The organism is Marinitoga okinawensis (assembly GCF_055387075.1).
On sequence record NZ_AP042422.1, the window covers coordinates 565,554 to 584,688 of the forward strand.

Consider the following 19,135-nt stretch of genomic DNA (forward strand, 5'->3'; position numbering starts at 1 on the left):
AAACCCCCGGAAAAAGTTCCGGGGGTTTAATTCAAATTGTTATTTTTTTAAAGAATAAAATGCATTTAATCCTCTATATTCCGCAACTTCACCTAATTCTTCTTCAATTCTTAATAATTGATTGTATTTTGCAATTCTTTCACTTCTTGATAAGGAACCTGTTTTTATAAAACCAGCATTCATTGCTACTGTTAAATCAGCAATAAATGTATCTTCTGTTTCTCCAGATCTATGAGATACAACATTTGTCATATTTGATTTCATAGCAAGTTCCATAGCATCTAAAGTTTCTGTAACAGAACCAATTTGATTTAATTTGATTAAAATGGAATTTGTTGCTTTCATATCAATACCTTTTTGTAATCTTTTTACGTTTGTCACATATAAATCATCACCAACAATTTGAACTTTTGATCCAACTTTAGCTGTAAACTTTGCATATGCTTCCCAGTCTTCTTGGTCAAAAGGATCTTCAATAGATACTATAGGATATTTATCAACTAACATTTCATAATAATTCATAGCTTCTTCGGCACTTAATTCTTTTCCATCGATATTATACACTTTCTTTTCTTCATCATAGTATTCAGATGCGGCACAATCCAAAGCTATAAAAACGTGTTCTCCAGGCTTATAACCTGCTTCTTCAATAGCTTTAATTATAAATTGTATTGCTTCTTCATTTGAATTTAAGTTAGGTGCAAATCCTCCTTCATCACCAACAGCTGTGACATGACCTTCTTTTTTCAATAGAGATTTTAATGTATGAAAAACTTCAGAACCTGCTCTTAAAGCATCAGAGAATTTGTTAAAACCAGCAGGAACAATCATAAATTCTTGAATGTCTAAGTTATTATCAGCATGTTCTCCACCATTTACTATGTTCATCATAGGAACAGGTAAAACTTTCGCATTAGGACCACCTAAATATTTATATAAAGGAATTCCTAAAGAATCAGCAGCAGCTCTTGCAACAGCCATGGATACAGCTAATATAGCGTTTGCGCCTAATTTTGATTTGTTTTCTGTTCCATCTAATTCTAACATCACTTTGTCAATTAATGGTTGATCGAAAACATTAAAACCTACTAATTCTTTTTCAATAATTTCATTAATATTTTTTACAACAGTTAAAACACCTTTTCCTTTAAATCTTGATTTATCACCATCTCTTAATTCTAAAGCTTCAAATTTACCTGTAGAAGCACCTGATGGGACAATGGCTTTCCCCATAGCACCACTAGCTAATTCTACAACAGCTTCAACTGTTGGATTTCCTCTTGAATCTAATACTTCTCTTGCACTAATTGCAACGATTTCATCATACCACATGTTTCTACACCTCCTTAAGGTTTAACAAATGTACCTACGTTAAAGTCTGTAATAGCTTTTAACAAATTTCCATTTTTGAAAAAGTTTAATACAATAATAGGCATTTTATATCTTTTACATATTGAAAAAGCTTCGGTATCCATTATCTTTAATCCTAGATTAATAGCATCATCATATGTAATTTTATCATATTTTTTAGCATTATTAAATTTTTTAGGGTCTTTATCATAAATTCCATCAACTTTAGTAGCTTTGATCAAAACATCCGCTTTCATTTCTACAGCCCTTAATGCAGCAGCTGTATCTGTTGTAAAGAAAGGATTAGATGTTCCTCCAGCAAAAATTACAACATATCCAGCATTAAAATATAATTCTATATCATCATAGTGAATAATTCTTACAGAAGGGAGGTTTACTATTTGAGAAACAACAACTGTTTTTATTCCTTTTTTCTCAAAGTAATCTTTTAAATAAAGAGCATTAATTACTGTTCCTAACATACCAATATGGTCACCAATACTATTTGTAACATCTTGTAATTCTCTTCCTCTAAAGAGATTCCCTGCTCCGATAACCATTCCGAGTTTTAATCCGTTTTTAACAACATCTTTTATTTCTTTAGCAAGATAGTCTAATGCCTCATCATCAAAACCTTTTTTGTTTTCACCAGATAAAACTTCACCACTTAATTTTAATAAAATGCGTTTATACATTATTTCCCCCCTTTTTTCTTAAAAAAAAGGGTGGACAAAGACCACCCTCTATTTATTCACCAATTTCAAATCTTGCAAATCTTGATACTTGAATATTCTCTCCTATTTTTGCAATTGCAGCAGTAATAAGATCTTTTATTTTTGTGCCTTTTTCTTCAGCAAATACAAACTCTTGTTCTAATAAACAATTATCTTCATAGAATTTGTTTATTTTATTTTCAACGATTTTTTCTATTATGTGTTCAGGTTTTCCAGATTCTTTCATTTCTTCCTTATATATTTCTTTTTCTTTTGCGATAACATCTTCTGGAACATCTTCCTTTTTTAACCATTTTGGTCTCATAGAAGCTATTTGTAATGAAATTTGTTTTGCTAATTCATGGAATTCTTCTGTTCTTGCAACAAAATCTGTTTCACAATTTAATTCCAATAAAACACCTATTTTCTCATTGTGGTGGATGTAAGAATAAATAATACCTTCTCCTGTGCTTCTGCTAGCTTTTTTAGCAGCTTTTGCAGCACCTTTTATTCTTAAAATTTCAATAGCTTTATCAAAATCACCATCAGCTTCAACTAAAGCTTTTTTACAATCCATCATTCCAGCGCCTGTAGCGTCTCTTAATTTTTTCACATCAGCAGCAGTAATAGCCATTTCAATTCCCTCCTAGTATTTTCTTAAAATTCACGAATATTCTAACATAATTATTTTTCTTTTTTTAAACATTGTTATTACCAATTTTTTTAATTATAGCGTCTTCTACATTTTTTGGAACCCATTGAGAAACATTTCCACCAAATTTAGCTACTTCTTTTACTATCGTGGAAGATATAAAAGAGTATTCAGTATCTGTCATTAAAAACAATATTTCTACATTAGGGTTTAGTGATCTATTAGCATTTGCAAGCTGTAGTTCGTATTCAAAATCTGAAACAGCTCTTAATCCCCTAATAATAACATTAATATTTTTTTCTTTTGCATAATCCACTAATAGTCCATCATAGCTTTCAACTTTTATATTTTTAAAATCCTTTAAAGATTCTTTTGTAATATTAATACGCTCATCTAAAGAAAAAAAATATTTTTTATTGATATTATGTAGTACAACAACATAAAGTTCATCAAATATTTTTGCAGCTCTTTTTATTATATTAATATGTCCGTATGTTATTGGGTCAAAACTGCCTGGATATATAGCTTTAGCCATATCATACCTCCAAATATTTTTCTATTTTCCCTGCACCTAATACTATGCCATCATTATCATAAACCACAGCAAATTGTCCAGGAGTAACTGCAAATATAGGTTCTTTAAACATAACCTTTATTTTATTATTGGCAATTTTTTCAATATAAGCATCTTTTTCTTCATTTCTTTTTCTTACCCTGCATTTTCCATAGATTTTCTCAAAATCCACCAAAAATTCAAAATCTTTAGCTATAAGTCCTTTAAAATAAATTTTTTCAGTAGGAGCAACAATCAACTGATTTTTTTCTGGTATAATTTTATATACGTGCATTTTTATATTAGGGTTTTTAAAATACGATATACCAGTTCTTTGACCAATTGTGTAATTAGTATATCCAGTATGTTCTCCTATAACATTTCCTTCTAAATCTAATACTTGTCCTTTATTTATATTGATACCGTTTTCACGCAAAAACCTTCTATAATCATTGTCGGGAATGAAACACAATTCCTGACTATCGATTTTTTTTGCTATTTTGATATCAAGGCCTTCTGCAATTTTTCTTATTTCATCTTTTGTATAATAACCATTTGGGAAAAATAATTTAGGAATAGCATTTTTATTAATATATGCAAGAAAATATGATTGATCTTTTGATATATCAACACCTTTTTTTATTACTTCTGTATTATATTTATCAGAAAATTCTCTTATAACATAATGTCCAGAAGCAACATAATCAGCATTGAATTCTTTTAATAAATCAATAGCAAGACCGAATTTAAAATATCTATTACATAATATACACGGATTAGGGGTATTTCCTTTTTTGTACTCTTCAATAAAATAATTAATAACTTTATTCTTAAATTGATCATAAATTTTTATAATTTTTAATTCAAATCCCAACTTATCAGCTATTCTTAGTGCATCATAAGTATCAGATGGGCTACAACAAATTTTTTTCTTTTCAGGTATTTTGATAAATATTTCATCAGGAATAGTTTTAAAATGAACACCTATTATATCATATCCCATATCTTTGGCGAGAAAAGCAGCTACTGAACTATCCACTCCTCCGCTCATTAGCATTATTAATTTTTTCTTCAACAGTATTTCCTCCCATTAATTCTAATTTTTCTCCAATTTCTATTAGATCATGTAAAGTAATTTTTGAGAGCTCTTGCATTAAAATTGTATTAATTTTTTTCCAGATGTATCCGACAGCACATTCAGAACCTAATGTTTCACATTTTCCAGTAACAACACATTCGTAGGATTGAAATGGCTTATCCAAAATATATACAATTTCATTTAATTTTAAATTTTTAGGGTCTTTACTAAGTGCATAACCACCATATCGACCCCTTACAGAATCAACGATACCATATTCTCTCAACTCACTAAATATTTTTTCCAAAAAATCTTTTGGGATTTTTTGTTTTGTAGATAATTCGTTAATAGATACTCGATGTATTCCTTTTTTATGAAATAGAGCTAATTCATATAATGCTCTTAATGCATAACTACTTTTTACAGTTAATCCCATGATTTTACCTCCTGGTTTTTTTTCCTACAACATACACACTTACGTCTTGACTACTTTGAGCAAGTCTTACATCGTTTATATATATATCTAATCTATTACCTACAATTTTTGAGCCTATATCTTCTATTTCAAAAAAACCCATATTTGGAGAATTTCTAAATTCTGGTATATAAACGACAGTACCTAGAGGTAAATATTTTGGGTCAGCAGCTACGGTAACCCAAGGTCTAGGAACATTCTGAGATTTAGTCAATCTAAATGCTGGATAATATATTATTTTATCATCCCATTCTGTATAAAAGGTTGCTTTAAAATTACCAATATATTTAAAGAAAAGTTTCATAGGGTCTTTAGGTTCTCCATTTTTCCATATTTCAAAATTAAACAATTTATCCTTTTTTACATTTCCTAATATAGTTTCATTATCTACCCATTGACCCACTTTTACATTTTTAGAAATCAAATTAGAATAAACACTTACTACACCATTTCCATGATCAATTTTGATATAGTAAGAAGAATTTGATGATTGCCCTACGTCAATTATTCTTCCTGGTAAAGCTGGTTTTACAGTTTCATCTTTTAATGGAAGTATTCCAAGGCCAACAGATACTCCAGTTGATATTCGATCTCCAAATCTAATTATAATTCTTTCGTAATTAGAAGGTAAAGTATAACTAAGAGGCCAAGTTAAAAATTTTTCTATATTATTAACAGGAATTATTAACTTTTGCCCAACTCTAATACTTCTTGGATCATCAATGTTATTAGCGACCTTTATTAAATCTATTCCGTTATATCCTAAACCAAATGCAATAGCAATTTGACTTAAAGTATCACCAGGTTTAATTTTATAAATTATTTGATCTCCAGAACCAAAAAGATTTTTAATTTCTGCATTTGAAAAAGAAATTAGAGCATTAGTCAACTCTCTTTCTAAATCTTCCAATTTTGTTTTATATTTTTCATCAAATGTACTAATAGGTCTAGAGGATAATAATTCAAATGAACTTTTTAAAGTTTCAATAGTTTTATCGATATTTCCTAGTTTTTCTTCAATATTTTTTATTTTTAATAATTCTTCGCTTTTTGTTTTGTAAAATAATTTTGCAACTTCTCTTTGAGTTTCAGTTTCAACAGATTCATAAACGTATTTTTTCAAATTTTCTTCTTTTATTAAACCTGTAATGTTTCCTTTGAATTCTGAATAATCATTTTTTAAAGTATCTAGATCCTTTTCAAGGGTTTCAAAATTAATCTGCCATATTTTATCAAGAGAATTAACAGTCTTTAGTAGGTTATCAATATGTGATTTAACTGAATTATCAATAGCATTTTTAATTTCTGTAGAACTTAATGTTAAACTTTTTAATTCGTTCTTAAATTCTGTAATTTCTTTGACAATAGACATATCATTTTTTTCTAAGAATTCTATTCTTTGCGATAAAACATTTAATCTTGAAGCAGTATTAGAAAAAGATAATTCATTATCTTTTTTCACCTTATTAAATAGTAAATTGGTTTTATTTATTTTAGATTGTAAATTGGTTATACTAGAATTTAAAGTTGTGATTTTTTTAGAAATGGAATCAATAGAATTGATATTAGAATTAATAGCTTCTGTAAAAGTTAAATTTAATTGGTTTATTTTATTATCAACATAATTTTTAGTATTTTCCAATAATGTTGAATCTTTGGTAATAAAATTTTTTGATAAAATTTGAAAATCTTCTTTTTTAAATGAATCATTATTTAAAACTCTAATATTGCTTTCTATATTGTTAATCCTGTTTTCTATTGAATTTAGTAATTCTGTTAAATTTTTATTGTTTATAGTAAGAGATGCACTTTGAGTTGTATTTTTAATATTTTCAATAGAAATTTTTATTGAAAGTAAATCATTTTTATAAGATATTAAAGAATCTTGAAAATGAGTTAAAGAAGCATTTGTAGTGTCTTGAAAAATTTTTGAATTGCTTTTAAGAAAATTAATTTCATTTTCAATAGAATTAATTTTTAAGGAAATATCATCGATTTTTTTATTGATAGAATCAATATTGCTATAATATGAAGATATTTTATTTTCATAATTCGTAATAGATAATTTTAAATTAGTTATTTCAGCTTCTAAAGAGTCTAACCTATCAGTAGTTTCTGTGCTTTGGGGGTTTTGTAATAACGAACATGAAGAAGACAAAAAAACTATAGTAATTAATAATATAATGTAAAATTTCCTCATCATAAATCTCCTTTCAATAAATCTGCCTTTTTAACATATGGATTATTTGAATGCCTGTAGCGTGCAATAAGCTTATTGAAGAAATCTTTAGCCTCTTTTCTCTTTCCGATTTTTAAACTGGTATATCCTTTGAAAAAATAATATAATATTAACTCTTCATCCGAATTTAAATTTTTAAAATTTTCTTCTAGAATATTAACGGCAGATATTAATAATTTAAGTTCTTCCATTAATTTTCCTTCATCTCTAAATACCCACGCTAATCTTATAAGACTCTTCGCACTTCTTCCGGGTTTGTTTAAAATTATATAAATGATACTAGCAATTGCATATTGTTTTTTTAAAAATTCTGTAGTTTTATCACTTGAATTATCTATTGCACCTAACTTATTTCTAGACCTTTTAAGGTAATCTTTTAATTCTTTTTTTTGATCTTTTTTAATTCTTTTTAATACATCAACATCTTCAGCATAAAAAGTGAAACCACACTTGGGGCATGTAACTATAGAATAATTAAGAGGATTAGGACCTTTGTAAGTAGGTTTTAGATCATCGTCATAATGTTCAACTATTATACTATCATATTTTATTTTAGTATAATTAAAAGCTTTTCCGCATAATGGACATGTAATAGAATCTTCCCAAAAATCTCCCATTCTTACACACCTCAATTAAACTATATATATTATATATAGTTATTTTACCATTTCGTTGTAAAAAATCCAAATGATATAAATGAAATTTTATAAAATTTGGAAATTAAATAATAATAAAAATTTTGAAATATAAAAAATTAATGGTAAAATATATTCGAAAAAATTAATTATTATAGTAAAGTTTAGGAGGTTTTATATATGGGTTTTTTTAATAAAATCGCACAAGGTTTAAAGAAAACAAGAGAAAAATTTTTTGGCAATATTAAAACAATTTTTTCTGGAAGATCTTTGGATGATGAAGTTTTAGAAGAATTGGAAGAAATTATGATTTTATCTGATGTTGGGGTTGATGCAACGAAAGATATTTTAGAAAAGTTAAAAGAGAGATATAAAAAGGACAAAGCAGAAGATCCATTAATATTATTAAGAGATATTATGGTAGAGCATTTAGATAATGAGCCTATTGATTTTAATCCAACAAAAGTTCCATATGTTATTTTAGTTGTAGGTGTAAATGGTACTGGTAAAACTACAACAATAGCTAAATTAGGTAAACTATATAAAGATAAAGGTAAAAGTGTTGTATTTGCTGCAGGAGATACTTTTAGAGCTGCAGCCATTGAACAATTAAAAGAATGGGGACATAGATTAAATATTAACGTAATAGCACATTCCCATGGTTCTGATGCGGCAGCAGTAGCCTATGATGCATTAAATCATGCTGTTTCAAAAAATAAAGATATTGTTATTATTGATACTGCTGGAAGATTACATACAAAAAGTAATTTGATGGAAGAGCTAAAAAAAATAAAAAGGGTTATTCAAAAAGTTATACCAGATGCACCTCATGAAACTCTTTTAGTTCTTGATGGAACAACTGGACAAAATGGCATTGTTCAAGCAAAAGTATTTAAGGAAGCGATAGATTTAAGCGGTATTGTGATAACAAAATTAGATGGAACAGCAAAAGGTGGAATTGCATTTGCAATAAATCAAGAATTAGGTATACCTATTAAGTTAATAGGTGTTGGTGAAAAGGAAGATGATTTACAAATATTTGACCCAAAAACATATTGTGATGCGTTATTAGGTATAGAAAAAAACTAACCGATGCGATACATCGGTTAGTTTAACATATTATTATTTTGTTCTAAATAAGCGATCACCTGCATCACCTAAACCTGGTATTATATAAGCGTGATCATTCAGCCTTTCATCCATAGCAGCTGTATATATTTTAACATCTGGATACTCTTCTTCAATGTTTTTAATTCCTTCTGGGGCTGATAATAACGACATTACTATAATATTTTTTACGCCATAATCTTTAACCTTTTTTATAGCATATTTTATCGAAAATCCTGTTGCTAACATTGGATCAACAATAAATACATAATGATTTTTTGTAAATGGAGGGAATTTCAAATAATATTCTACAGGTTTTAAAGTTTTTGGATCTCTATAAATACCTAAGAAACCTATGCTAGCATTTGGAACAAGGCTAAGTATTCCATCCATCATTCCCAAACCTGCTCTTAAAATTGGGACTATTGTTATTTTTTTATCTTCTACCATGGCACCTTTAGTGGTTTGTATAGGAGTATCAACATCTATTTCGATTGTCGGTAAAGTTCTTGTAGCCTCATAAGTTAATAATTGTGTAATTTCTTTTAGCAATTCTCTAAATTCTTTTGGACCAGTATTTTTATTTCTCATAATAGTGAGTTTATGCCTGATTAAAGGATGGTCAACAACTGTTAAATTTGAAAAATTCATTTTTTAGCCTCCTTTTATTTATTTATTATATTATATCATAAAAATTTGTTACCTTATTTAAGATTCTATAAAATTAAATTGTTTTTGTAATAAGTGATATATTTAAATAAAATGTTTTTTCTGATAAAATATAAATAAATTAATTATAAAAAAGAGGTGGTTGTGTGAAAATATTCTCTTTGATGAAATATGAATTGATAAAGATTTTTCGCAATAAAGGTTTTATAATGTCAATTATTTTAATTCCAATATTGCTTTCTTATTTAGGATCTAATCTTTTTCCAGAAAATATGCTATTGGATTATAAAATAGCTGTATATAATGAAGATAATTCTTTTTTAGGTAAATTTGGATTTTTATTTTTGAGTCAATTTTTTAAATGGAAAGATGCAGTACAAATTTCTTCTCAAAAGGAATTAATTAATGCTGTAAAAAGCAATGAATTTGATTCAATTCTAATTGTACCTAAAGGTTTTATGATGGATCTCAAAAATTATAAAGATACTAAACTGATATTAATACCTAATCCAAATAATTTGGATAGTAGTGTGGCTATTTATACGGTAGTAAAAGCATTATTTAATGAATTATCAGGTATTCCTGAAATATCTACAGGATCTACAACTCAATTTTTGTTAAAAGGAGGTATATCAGTAGATAAAGATAGAAAACCTCCAGAAATAGAAATTCAAATACCAAATATAAAAGATGGTAGTTTAAAAAACATAAAAAATGCATCTTTAGATTTTCAGGATATGTTAGCTCCATCAGCTATATTAGTTTTAATCTTGATTTTTTCGATGGGGGGTATAGGAATATCAGTTTCGCAAAATAAAGAAAACGGATTATTAGATATATATAGAGCGAATGGATTAAAAATATGGGAATTTTCAATATATAAATTATTGACATATATAGTATTAGGATTGATTTCTAGTATAATAACTTTTTATGTTTTTCAATATTTTGGAAGTAATTTTTCTGGTAAAGAAATAGACTTGTTGGTGCTTATTATTTTAAACGTTGTAATGTTTGCAACTTTTGGATTATTAATAGCAGCTATTTCAAGGACTACAAGAACAACAACATTCTTATTAGCAATATTTATAGGAATAATGGTATTGTTTGGTGATGTTTTGATATCAATTCCGAAAGAATCTTTATGGTATAAGTGGTCGTATGCTTTACCAATAAAATATTCAATAGATTCTTTGAGAAAAGTAGCTTTGTTAAATTATAATTTGCAAATGGTAATTAATGATATATATATAATATTATTATTTACAATTTCATCATTTATAATAAGCTATATATCTTTATCATATATAGAAAGAAAATAAGGAAATTAAGAAAAAATTTAATTTCATAATATAAAAAATAAAAATAATTATAAACTATAGAGATCCGAAAGTAGATAATAAATAAGAAAAGTAGGCATCAGCCTACTTTTCTTATTTATTCTATTATTTTTAATTCTTTTCCAATCTTTTCGAATTTTTCTATAGCAAAATCTAAATCTTCTTTTGTATGAGCAGCACTAATCATAACTCTGATTCTTGCTAATCCTTTTGGAACAGTTGGATATCCAATTGATTGAGCAAAAATTCCTTCTTCGAACAATTTTAAACTAAATTCTTTTGCAACTTTAGCATCATATAACATAACTGGAGTAATAGGAGTTTCGCTATGCCATGTATCAAATCCTAATTTATTTAATTTATCTTTAAAGTATTTTGCGTTTTCCCATAATCTTTCTACTACCTCACCACTTTGGGTTAAAATTCTAACAGCTTCTAGAGCTGCACCGGCTTCAGCAGGTGATAAAGAACTACTGAATAAAAATGGTCTAGCCTTTTGTTTTAAATATTCAATCAATTCTTTTTTACCAGCAACAAAACCACCAACTACACCAAATGCTTTGGATAAAGTACCAACTTCTATATCAACACGTCCATGTAAATAAAAATGATCAACAATTCCTCGACCGCTATCTCCTAAAACACCTTCTCCATGGGCGTCATCTACCATAATAATGGCCTCATACTTTTCTGCAACATCGACAATTTCTGGTAATGGTGCTAAATCTCCATCCATGCTAAATACACCATCAGTAATAATCAATAATCTTCTAGCACCATTTACTTTTGCTTCTTTTAATTTTTCTTCTAAATTCTTCACATCTTTGTGCTTCCATACATATTTTTTAGCTTTTGATAACCTTACACCATCAATAATACTTGCATGATTTAATTCATCAGATAATATAGCATCTTCAGCTGTAGTAATTGCTGGAATAACCGCTTGATTAGCATTAAAACCTGATTGGACAACTAAGGTAGCTTCAGTTTTTTTAAATTCAGCCAATTCTTTTTCTAACTGGTGATGAATATCCATTGTTCCTGCTATTGTTCTTACTGCACCAGGGCCAACTCCATATTTTTCAATAGCTTTAATAGCGGCTTCTTTTAATTTTTCATTGTTAGCAAAACCCAAATAATTATTAGAACACAAATTTAGAACTTTTTTTCCATCAACTTCAAACCAAGCTCCTTGGGCACCATTTAGGGTTCTTATAGTTACAAAAAGTCCATTTTCCTTCAATTCATTCATTTCGGAATTTAATTGGTCGTAAAAATTCATAATATTCCCCCTTATTCAGAAATTTTTAATACAATTTTCCCACTTTTTTTAGCATTCATTAATTCAAATCCCTTTTCGAATTCTTCCATTGGAAGAATGTGGGTTATTAATTTTGATAAATCAATTTTCTTTGTTCTTAGCCATTCAGATGCAATTTGCCATGTTTCAAACATTTTTCTTCCAGTAATACAATGAATAGTAATATTTTTAAATACAGCGGTATTCATTTCAAAAGGTACAGGATTTGTTGGAAATACTCCTAAAATGGCAGCTTCTCCTCCATTAGTTAATGCTTCTATTCCTTGATTAAGAGCAGTAGTGTTTCCGGACATTTCCAATAATACATCTGCACCATCTCCATTAGTGATATTCATAACTTCTTCAACTAAATTTTTTTCAACAGGATTAATAATATAATCTGCACCCATTTCTTTTGCCATTTTTATTCTGTATTCGGAGACTTCGCTAACAATAATTGTTGCAGCTCCTGAAATTTTTGCCACTTGAACAGCTATAGCACCTATAGGACCTGCTCCGGTGATTAATACAGTTTTTCCTCTTAAATCAGCAGCAGTAGCGGTATGTATGGCATTTCCAAGAGGCTCCATGACAGAAGCGAATTCTTTTGGAATTGAAGGATCTATTTTCCATAATACAATTTCTGGAACTGCAACATATTCGGCAAAAACACCATCTCTATCAACACCTAATATTTTCATATTTTTACAAACATGCATTTTTCCAGTTTTACATTGTTTACAGACACCACATGGTATATGTGTTTCAGAAGCAACAATGTCACCAGGTTTTAATCCTTTAACCATAGGTCCGACTTCTACAACTTCACCAACAAATTCATGTCCGTCTATTTGCGGAGTTTTTATTCTTTCTTGAGACCAATCGTCCCATTTCCATATATGTAAATCTGTGCCACATATAGAAGCATTTAAAACTTTAACCTTAACTTCATTTGGTTCTTTTATTTCTGGGATTTCTACTTCATCTAAAACAAATCCTTTTCCTGGTTGTTTTTTCACGATTGCCTTCATAGTTCCCAATATTCTTCACCGTCCTTAATTAATTTCATTAGTAGTTTAACTCAAAATTGAAAAAAATTTCAATGTCATTTTTTTCAGGTTATAAACCATTATTTGTTTTGAAAGCAAATAAATGTCAATTATATTCATTTTGCTTAATATTACAATTGTTCTTTGTTAGAATTATATATGTAAAATTCATCATCTTCTGTAATAAGTTTTTTTTCTTTTAAATCATTTATTTTATCTGTTGATATGTAATTATTTATAAAATCTTTTGGTAAACCCTTAATGGTATGGCTTCTAGCATATACTTTTTTTAAATTTAATAACAATATTTCTTCTTCTCTTTTTTTCATAAAAGATGCTATTTCAAGGAATGTAATTTTTAGATTTAAAAAGAATTTATTATAATAATCTTCATCTTTAAGTAATTCTAAAAATAGTTGATATGAATCTTTTTTGTATTTGCTTTTTCCAACTTTATAATAATCTATTAAGTTGATACCATAGACTAAAGAATCAAGGCCAAAATAATCTCCTTCGCAAAAGACTTGTCCTAATTTTTCTTCATCATTGTAGTTTAACGTAGAAATTATTATTCCGCTTTGAACATAACCTATTTCTCTTATATCTTTTGATAAATTTGTAATTAATTCACATATCATTTCTGATCACCATCTTTATTTTCTTTAACTTTCTCTTCATCAATATTTTCCTCATTAAAAATGTTAATATAGGTTTCATAATTTTCTAATCTAATAAGCATTTCTCCCCATGCAGGAACACCCCAAAATCTTAATATTTCCAAATATTCCTCTAAAAGTTCTTTTATTTTTATAGGATTTTTACAGTACATACAAGATAAATATAAAAAATATTTTACTAAAGCTCTATCTTCGATTTCTATGGATTTTTCAAATCCATAAATTAAATCATCACATAATTGATCACTATCTTGACTTTTTCTAATATAATTTGTTGTGTAAACTATAATGCCAGCCAGATCAAGTTGCTCTTTATTGAATAAAGATTTAAAACTTTCTGTGGCTATTTCAGGATCTTCCGGAAGTTCTGATTCGAAAATTTCTCCAGCATTTAAAATTTGATCTAATTCAGCTAAAATTATGTCGGTTTCTTCCATTCTAAGATCATCTAAAATATCATTTCTGTTGGTTACTTGTGCTTTGTTTATTAGTAATTCTGGTATGTTTGGTGTTATATTAAATAAGCTTTTGTAAAATAAATTAATATATAATTTAGAAATATGTTCTAAAAAAAGTGAAAACTCTTTTTCTTCCAATAGAGAGATTATTGTTGATTTATCAAATTTCAGTACTTCGACTTTAGTATTTGCAATATAACTTTCTAATAAGGGTTTTCCAGTCAAAAAACCCATGGCACCTATAAATTCTCCAGAACCTAATTCGAGATTTTTTAATGAGGTATTCACTTTTCCAGATATAATATAATAACAAAAATTATATGTCTCATTTTCTTTTAATATAATTTCACCAGGGTTAAAAAAATCTTTCATAATAAGCCTCTTTTCTTTTTTGTTTATTTAGTGATATCTTCTATAACATTATATAAATCTGGGAAAAAATAATCAAGAAATAGTTTTTCTTTAATGAATTTATTATATATCTCTTTTTCTCCTAAATCAAAATCTTTTTTAACCTCTTTTATTTCTGTATTATCAAGTTCAAACAGATTGAAATTTTCATTTTTGATGTTTTTAATATATTTTAAATATAAATCTGGGAATAGCATCTCATAGTTTTGTATATTATTTAAAAATATTTTTTTGCTAATATTTATTTTTTCTGGACTTATTTTGTTTATAATAAAATCTTCAAAATAATCAGTTGATGTTTTAGATGAATTAAAATAAAATACAGGAACTTTAATTACAGGGTTATAAGAATAATAGTTATTTAGAATTTTTCGTGCAATTGGCAAAGCGTGTGTTGTAGATAATAAAAATTTTCCATCTTTTCTTACTGAAAGTGAAATTTTTCCATCATATCCTGTAAACCATACAGATGATTCTGCGGTACCAGTTTTTCCATAAAAATCTTTTTTGTTAGAAAATAAAGTTTTTGCTGTTCCTTCGAATACGACACTTTTTAAAAGAGAGTTTATTAAGCTATATGATTCATTACTAACATTTTGGATTTTTTTCTCTATTTCAGGTATTTTTCTAAAAATTAAATTGCCATTTTTATCATATATTTCATTTATAATATAAATTTTTGGTATTAAACCGTAATTTGGAAATATGGTATAAGCTCTAGCTATGTTATAAACATTGCTTTCCAATGTTCCTAAAGAAAGAGTAATATCTTCAGGGTAATATCCATCGATGCCAATATTTTTTAAGAAATTTTCAACAAGGGATACGGATTTTTGCGGGGAATTTTCCAAACTTAGAAATAAATGAATAGAAGGTATATTTATAGAATTTATTAATGCTTCTTTAAGCGTTACTTCCCCTTTGAATGTTTTTTCGAAATTTTGTGGAGACCAATTTCCTATTTTAAATGGCTCATCAATTAGTTTTGAATCAGGATTAAATCCTTTATTTAAAGCTAATAAATAATAAAATGGTTTTATTGTAGAACCAATTTGTCTTTTTGAATAGAAAACATCATATTGATTTCCAAAAAAACTTAAAATTTCTCCAGTTTTGTTATTAATTATTATTGAACTCTGTGAAGCTTGCCATGAAATTTTTACAGTTTCAAATAAATCTCTATTAATAGTAGATTTTATTACATAACCTCCACCATTCAGATTTAATTTAGATTCTTCGTTTTTTATGGCTAGCACTAACTGTAAATTATTTTCATCAAAATTTGGTTTTTTAAATGTAATAGAATTTAATTTTTGAGTATATTTCTTATATTCATTTTTAGAAATTAATTTATTGTATAATAGAGAGTTTAATATAATTAAACCTTGATTTTTAGCTCTTAATGGGTATTTATATGGGTTGTAATATTCAGGTGCATTTATTATACCAACTAATATAGAGATTTCACTTAAATCTAGATCTTTCAAATCTTTACCGAAATATCTTTTTGAAGCAGCACCAAAACCGTAAATATCATTTCCCAGATATGCAATATTTATATAAGATTCTAATATTTCATTTTTTGAATAATTTTTTTCAATCCAAAAAGATATAAATATTTCTAAAATTTTTCTACTAATCAATTTTTTTCTAGTAAGATAAATATTTTTAACAACTTGTTGTGTAATTGTGCTTCCACCATATGATGTTTTATTTGTTAAATTTATTATTATAGATCTAATAATTCCTTTCAAGTTAAAGCCGGGATGCCCATAAAAATCTCTATCCTCAGACCATAATAAAGTAAAAAGTAAGTCAATTGGCGCTTCATTTAATTTTTTATAAATAAATTTTGGAGGTAAAATTTCAGTGCCATCAGAAAAAAGGTAAGTGTTATAATTACTATCAAAAGAAAATATGGACTTTTTTAAATAAAGATTATGTGCATAAGAAAGTAATAATAATCCTGTTATAATAACTATAATAACTCCGGACAAAAAATATTTCAATTCTATTCCTCCGTTTAAAATGATTTTAATAATAATAGTATATAATATCTCTACTTAAATATTATATCATATAATGGAGTGAGAGTTTTGAAATATCTTTTAAAATTTAAAAAATATGCTAAATCAATATATATTTCGCATAATGATACATTGGAAGAGCTTGAGAGAATGTTTAGAAGATCTAAAATAGATATGGAATATACAAAAGGATTTCATTCAAAACCAAAAATTAGTATTTCACAAGCTGTTCCGTTAGGATATATAAATAGAGTATTATATGTTTTATTAAATACAAAACAACCTCAAAATTTTTCAAATTTTAACAATTATGTATCAGAAGGTTTCAAATTAATAGAGTATAAACCAGTTGAAGAAAATTATAAATTAAAAATTGATTATTATGTTTTTAAAGTATATATGTCAGAAAATTTATTTTTAAGATTTAAAGAAAAAATATCTTTAGATGAAAAGATTAAAGAAAAATTTTTAGATTTGTCTTATCAAATTAATAAACAAGGTATTTATGTGCTAAAATATAAACAAAGATATAATAAAATTTATAATATATGGAAAACATTTGATGATATGAAAGGTGATTTTACATTTTATCCTATTGTTTGCGATGCGATTTGGGGGGATTGAATTTGAGCAAAAGAATTTTGATTGTAGATGATTCTAATGTTTTGAGAAAAATTTTATCTTTTAATTTTAAAAAAGAAGGTTTTGAAGTTTTTGAAGCACAGGATGGTGAAGAAGGTCTAAATAAAATAAAAGAATTAAAACCAGATGCAGTATGTTTGGATATAATGATGCCAAAAATGGATGGATTTACAGTATTAAAAAAATTAAAGGAAGAAAACATTAAATTACCGATATTAGTCCTTACAGCTAAAGGTGGAGAAGAAGATGAACAACTTGCCCTGTCTTTAGGAGCATTTAAAGTGGCAACCAAACCCTTCAGCCCTAAAAATATAGTAGATATTATTAAACAGGTGGTGGAATAAATGGATAAAGCCACCGAATATGGATTGGAAATTTATCGGGAATTAAATAGTAAAATTAAGTATTATAAGGATGAACCTAAAAGCTTGGAAGAAATTAAAGGCAGAGTAAAGAATTTAGTTGAAAAATTGTTAGAAGAAAGCGAGAATTATAGAGTACAACTTGAAGAATTTTCTTTACAATTAGAAGCTCAAGTTGAAGAGTTGTCGAAGCTGTATGAAGAGTTAACCGCTGTTTTGGATATTGGAAAAATTTTACATGAAACGCTTGATCCGAGAAAATCCATGGATAGAATATTAGAAAGAGTAAATGATATAATATCTTATGAAGACATTATAGTGGGGGAGTTTTCTGATTTTCCACCAAGAAAAGATTTTAGCATTCTTCATGCGGATTTTAATAAATTAGATTTTAATAACACTGTTGATATTATCGATTATTTAAACGCTTCCAATAAAATAAAGCCGATTATCTTCGAAAGAAATCCATTAACTGATGAAGAAATTCCCATAATGTTTATTCCTATTGAGTCCAGGATTAAAACATGGGGTTTTTTTCTGTTTTATGGTTCTAAAAAAGGTATATTTACTGCAGGCAATAGAAAAATTATGGAATCGATTGCTGAACAAATTGCTTTTAGTTATGATACATTAGATTTTTTAAATAAAAAAATAGAACAAGAAAAATTAGGGGAGCAATTAAGGATAGCATCAGAAATTCAAAAATCTCTTTTACCTAAGGAAATTCCAGAATTTGAAAATGTGGATATAGAAGCGTTTTATAGACCCGCTTATGATATTGGTGGCGATTATTATGATGTGGTTGATCTTGGAGATAAAGTGTTTTTAGTTCTTGCTGACGTTTCAGGAAAAAGTGTTCCTGCTGCATTAATAATGACGTCTTTCAGATCGATATTACGTCATGAGTTAGAAAAAGAGAATCAATTAACTACTATTGTATCAAATTTAAATAATTACATTTCTAAAGAAATTCCGCAAGATAGATTTGTAACATCTATTTTTATAATGTTGGATTATAAAAACAAAAATATTGAAATGATTAACTGTGGTCATAATCCGACTCTTGTAATGAAAGATAATGAATTGATGACTTTTGAAGCTGAATATATGCCTGTTGGAATAATGGGAGATTTTGAGTTTGATAGTCAAAAATTAGAATATAATAATAATATATATATTGCATTATATACAGATGGTGTAACAGAAGCTAGAAATAAGGATAGTGAAGAATTTGAAATGGAAAGGCTTACTAAAATATTTATTGAAAATAAAAATAAATCAGCAAAAGAAATTGTAGATAACTTAATTAGTGAATTAGATACTTTTGTTGGGGAAGCGCCTCAACATGATGATACAACAATAATGATAATTAAATCAAAATGATTTTAAAGGAGGTAT

The 19,135-nt window shown here is 27.1% G+C and carries 19 protein-coding genes; 5 read left to right on the forward strand and 14 right to left on the reverse strand.

Translation table 11 applies throughout. The features are described from left to right. Positions 1-39 precede the first annotated feature (39 nt). The 8 genes from eno to ACZ5CK_RS02770 all read right to left on the reverse strand — a co-directional run bounded on the left by eno (position 40) and on the right by ACZ5CK_RS02770 (position 7,677). Positions 40-1,332, reverse strand: a complete 1,293-nt coding sequence (gene eno / locus ACZ5CK_RS02735) for a phosphopyruvate hydratase (protein WP_464582379.1) — start codon at positions 1,330-1,332, stop codon at positions 40-42. 14 nt (positions 1,333-1,346) lie between these two features. Continuing rightward, positions 1,347-2,045 (reverse strand): UMP kinase, encoded by a 699-nt coding sequence (gene pyrH, locus ACZ5CK_RS02740; RefSeq protein ID WP_464582380.1) that lies wholly within the window; start codon positions 2,043-2,045, stop codon positions 1,347-1,349. 52 nt (positions 2,046-2,097) lie between these two features. Further along, entirely contained in the window at positions 2,098-2,697 is a 600-nt protein-coding gene (gene tsf / locus ACZ5CK_RS02745) for a translation elongation factor Ts (protein WP_464582381.1), read from the reverse strand. 64 nt (positions 2,698-2,761) lie between these two features. Beyond that, positions 2,762-3,250 carry a pantetheine-phosphate adenylyltransferase gene (coaD, locus tag ACZ5CK_RS02750; protein WP_464582382.1) on the reverse strand — a complete coding sequence of 163 codons (489 nt, stop codon included), beginning with the start codon at positions 3,248-3,250 and terminating at the stop codon, positions 2,762-2,764. 1 nt (position 3,251) lies between these two features. Continuing rightward, on the reverse strand, positions 3,252-4,343 hold the full coding sequence (gene mnmA / locus ACZ5CK_RS02755) for a tRNA 2-thiouridine(34) synthase MnmA (protein ID WP_464582383.1): 1,092 nt from the start codon (positions 4,341-4,343) through the stop codon (positions 3,252-3,254). Continuing rightward, the gene (locus tag ACZ5CK_RS02760) at positions 4,300-4,782 is read right to left on the reverse strand and encodes an RrF2 family transcriptional regulator (RefSeq protein WP_464582384.1); all 483 of its coding nucleotides are present in this window, start codon (positions 4,780-4,782) and stop codon (positions 4,300-4,302) included. The genes mnmA and ACZ5CK_RS02760 overlap by 44 nt, the downstream gene beginning before the upstream one ends. 4 nt (positions 4,783-4,786) lie before the next feature. Further along, positions 4,787-7,021, reverse strand: a complete 2,235-nt coding sequence (locus tag ACZ5CK_RS02765) for a peptidoglycan DD-metalloendopeptidase family protein (RefSeq protein ID WP_464582385.1) — start codon at positions 7,019-7,021, stop codon at positions 4,787-4,789. Beyond that, the gene (locus ACZ5CK_RS02770; RefSeq protein WP_464582386.1) at positions 7,021-7,677 is read right to left on the reverse strand and encodes a DUF2225 domain-containing protein; all 657 of its coding nucleotides are present in this window, start codon (positions 7,675-7,677) and stop codon (positions 7,021-7,023) included. Before ACZ5CK_RS02770 ends, ACZ5CK_RS02765 begins: the two co-directional genes overlap by 1 nt. Before the next feature lie 198 nt (positions 7,678-7,875). On the opposite strand from ACZ5CK_RS02770, the gene ftsY reads away from it, so the two are divergent. Then, positions 7,876-8,784: a signal recognition particle-docking protein FtsY gene (gene ftsY, locus ACZ5CK_RS02775; protein WP_464582387.1), complete on the forward strand. Its 909-nt coding sequence runs from the start codon at positions 7,876-7,878 to the stop codon at positions 8,782-8,784. Between the two features lie 33 nt (positions 8,785-8,817). Here the strand turns inward: ftsY and upp are convergent, their stop codons facing one another. Beyond that, a complete protein-coding gene (upp, locus tag ACZ5CK_RS02780; protein ID WP_464582388.1) occupies positions 8,818-9,453 on the reverse strand; it encodes a uracil phosphoribosyltransferase in 636 nt (211 codons plus the stop codon). Between the two features lie 164 nt (positions 9,454-9,617). Between upp and ACZ5CK_RS02785 the strand changes: the two genes are divergently transcribed. After that, on the forward strand, positions 9,618-10,793 hold the full coding sequence (locus ACZ5CK_RS02785) for an ABC transporter permease (protein ID WP_464582389.1): 1,176 nt from the start codon (positions 9,618-9,620) through the stop codon (positions 10,791-10,793). 115 nt (positions 10,794-10,908) lie between these two features. On the opposite strand, the gene ACZ5CK_RS02790 is transcribed toward ACZ5CK_RS02785, so the two are convergent. The 5 genes from ACZ5CK_RS02790 to ACZ5CK_RS02810 all read right to left on the reverse strand — a co-directional run bounded on the left by ACZ5CK_RS02790 (position 10,909) and on the right by ACZ5CK_RS02810 (position 16,715). Continuing rightward, positions 10,909-12,093, reverse strand: a complete 1,185-nt coding sequence (locus tag ACZ5CK_RS02790; RefSeq protein ID WP_464582390.1) for a glycine C-acetyltransferase — start codon at positions 12,091-12,093, stop codon at positions 10,909-10,911. Between the two features lie 11 nt (positions 12,094-12,104). After that, positions 12,105-13,142, reverse strand: coding sequence for an L-threonine 3-dehydrogenase (gene tdh, locus ACZ5CK_RS02795; protein WP_464582943.1), 1,038 nt, complete (start codon positions 13,140-13,142; stop codon positions 12,105-12,107). A 149-nt stretch (positions 13,143-13,291) separates the two neighbouring features. Next, positions 13,292-13,798, reverse strand: coding sequence for a hypothetical protein (locus ACZ5CK_RS02800; protein ID WP_464582391.1), 507 nt, complete (start codon positions 13,796-13,798; stop codon positions 13,292-13,294). Next, positions 13,795-14,667: a Crp/Fnr family transcriptional regulator gene (locus ACZ5CK_RS02805; protein ID WP_464582392.1), complete on the reverse strand. Its 873-nt coding sequence runs from the start codon at positions 14,665-14,667 to the stop codon at positions 13,795-13,797. Before ACZ5CK_RS02805 ends, ACZ5CK_RS02800 begins: the two co-directional genes overlap by 4 nt. Positions 14,668-14,690: 23 nt before the next feature. Continuing rightward, positions 14,691-16,715 (reverse strand): transglycosylase domain-containing protein, encoded by a 2,025-nt coding sequence (locus ACZ5CK_RS02810; protein WP_464582393.1) that lies wholly within the window; start codon positions 16,713-16,715, stop codon positions 14,691-14,693. A gap of 87 nt (positions 16,716-16,802) precedes the next feature. Here ACZ5CK_RS02810 and ACZ5CK_RS02815 point away from each other — a divergent pair, with 87 nt between their 5' ends. From ACZ5CK_RS02815 to ACZ5CK_RS02825, 3 genes are read left to right on the forward strand one after another with little or no spacing between them, the layout of a single operon-like run. After that, positions 16,803-17,357, forward strand: a complete 555-nt coding sequence (locus ACZ5CK_RS02815; RefSeq protein ID WP_464582394.1) for a TIGR03936 family radical SAM-associated protein — start codon at positions 16,803-16,805, stop codon at positions 17,355-17,357. Between the two features lie 2 nt (positions 17,358-17,359). Next, on the forward strand, positions 17,360-17,719 hold the full coding sequence (locus tag ACZ5CK_RS02820) for a response regulator transcription factor (protein ID WP_464582395.1): 360 nt from the start codon (positions 17,360-17,362) through the stop codon (positions 17,717-17,719). Beyond that, the gene (locus ACZ5CK_RS02825; protein WP_464582396.1) at positions 17,720-19,120 is read left to right on the forward strand and encodes a PP2C family protein-serine/threonine phosphatase; all 1,401 of its coding nucleotides are present in this window, start codon (positions 17,720-17,722) and stop codon (positions 19,118-19,120) included. Positions 19,121-19,135: the final 15 nt, after the last annotated feature.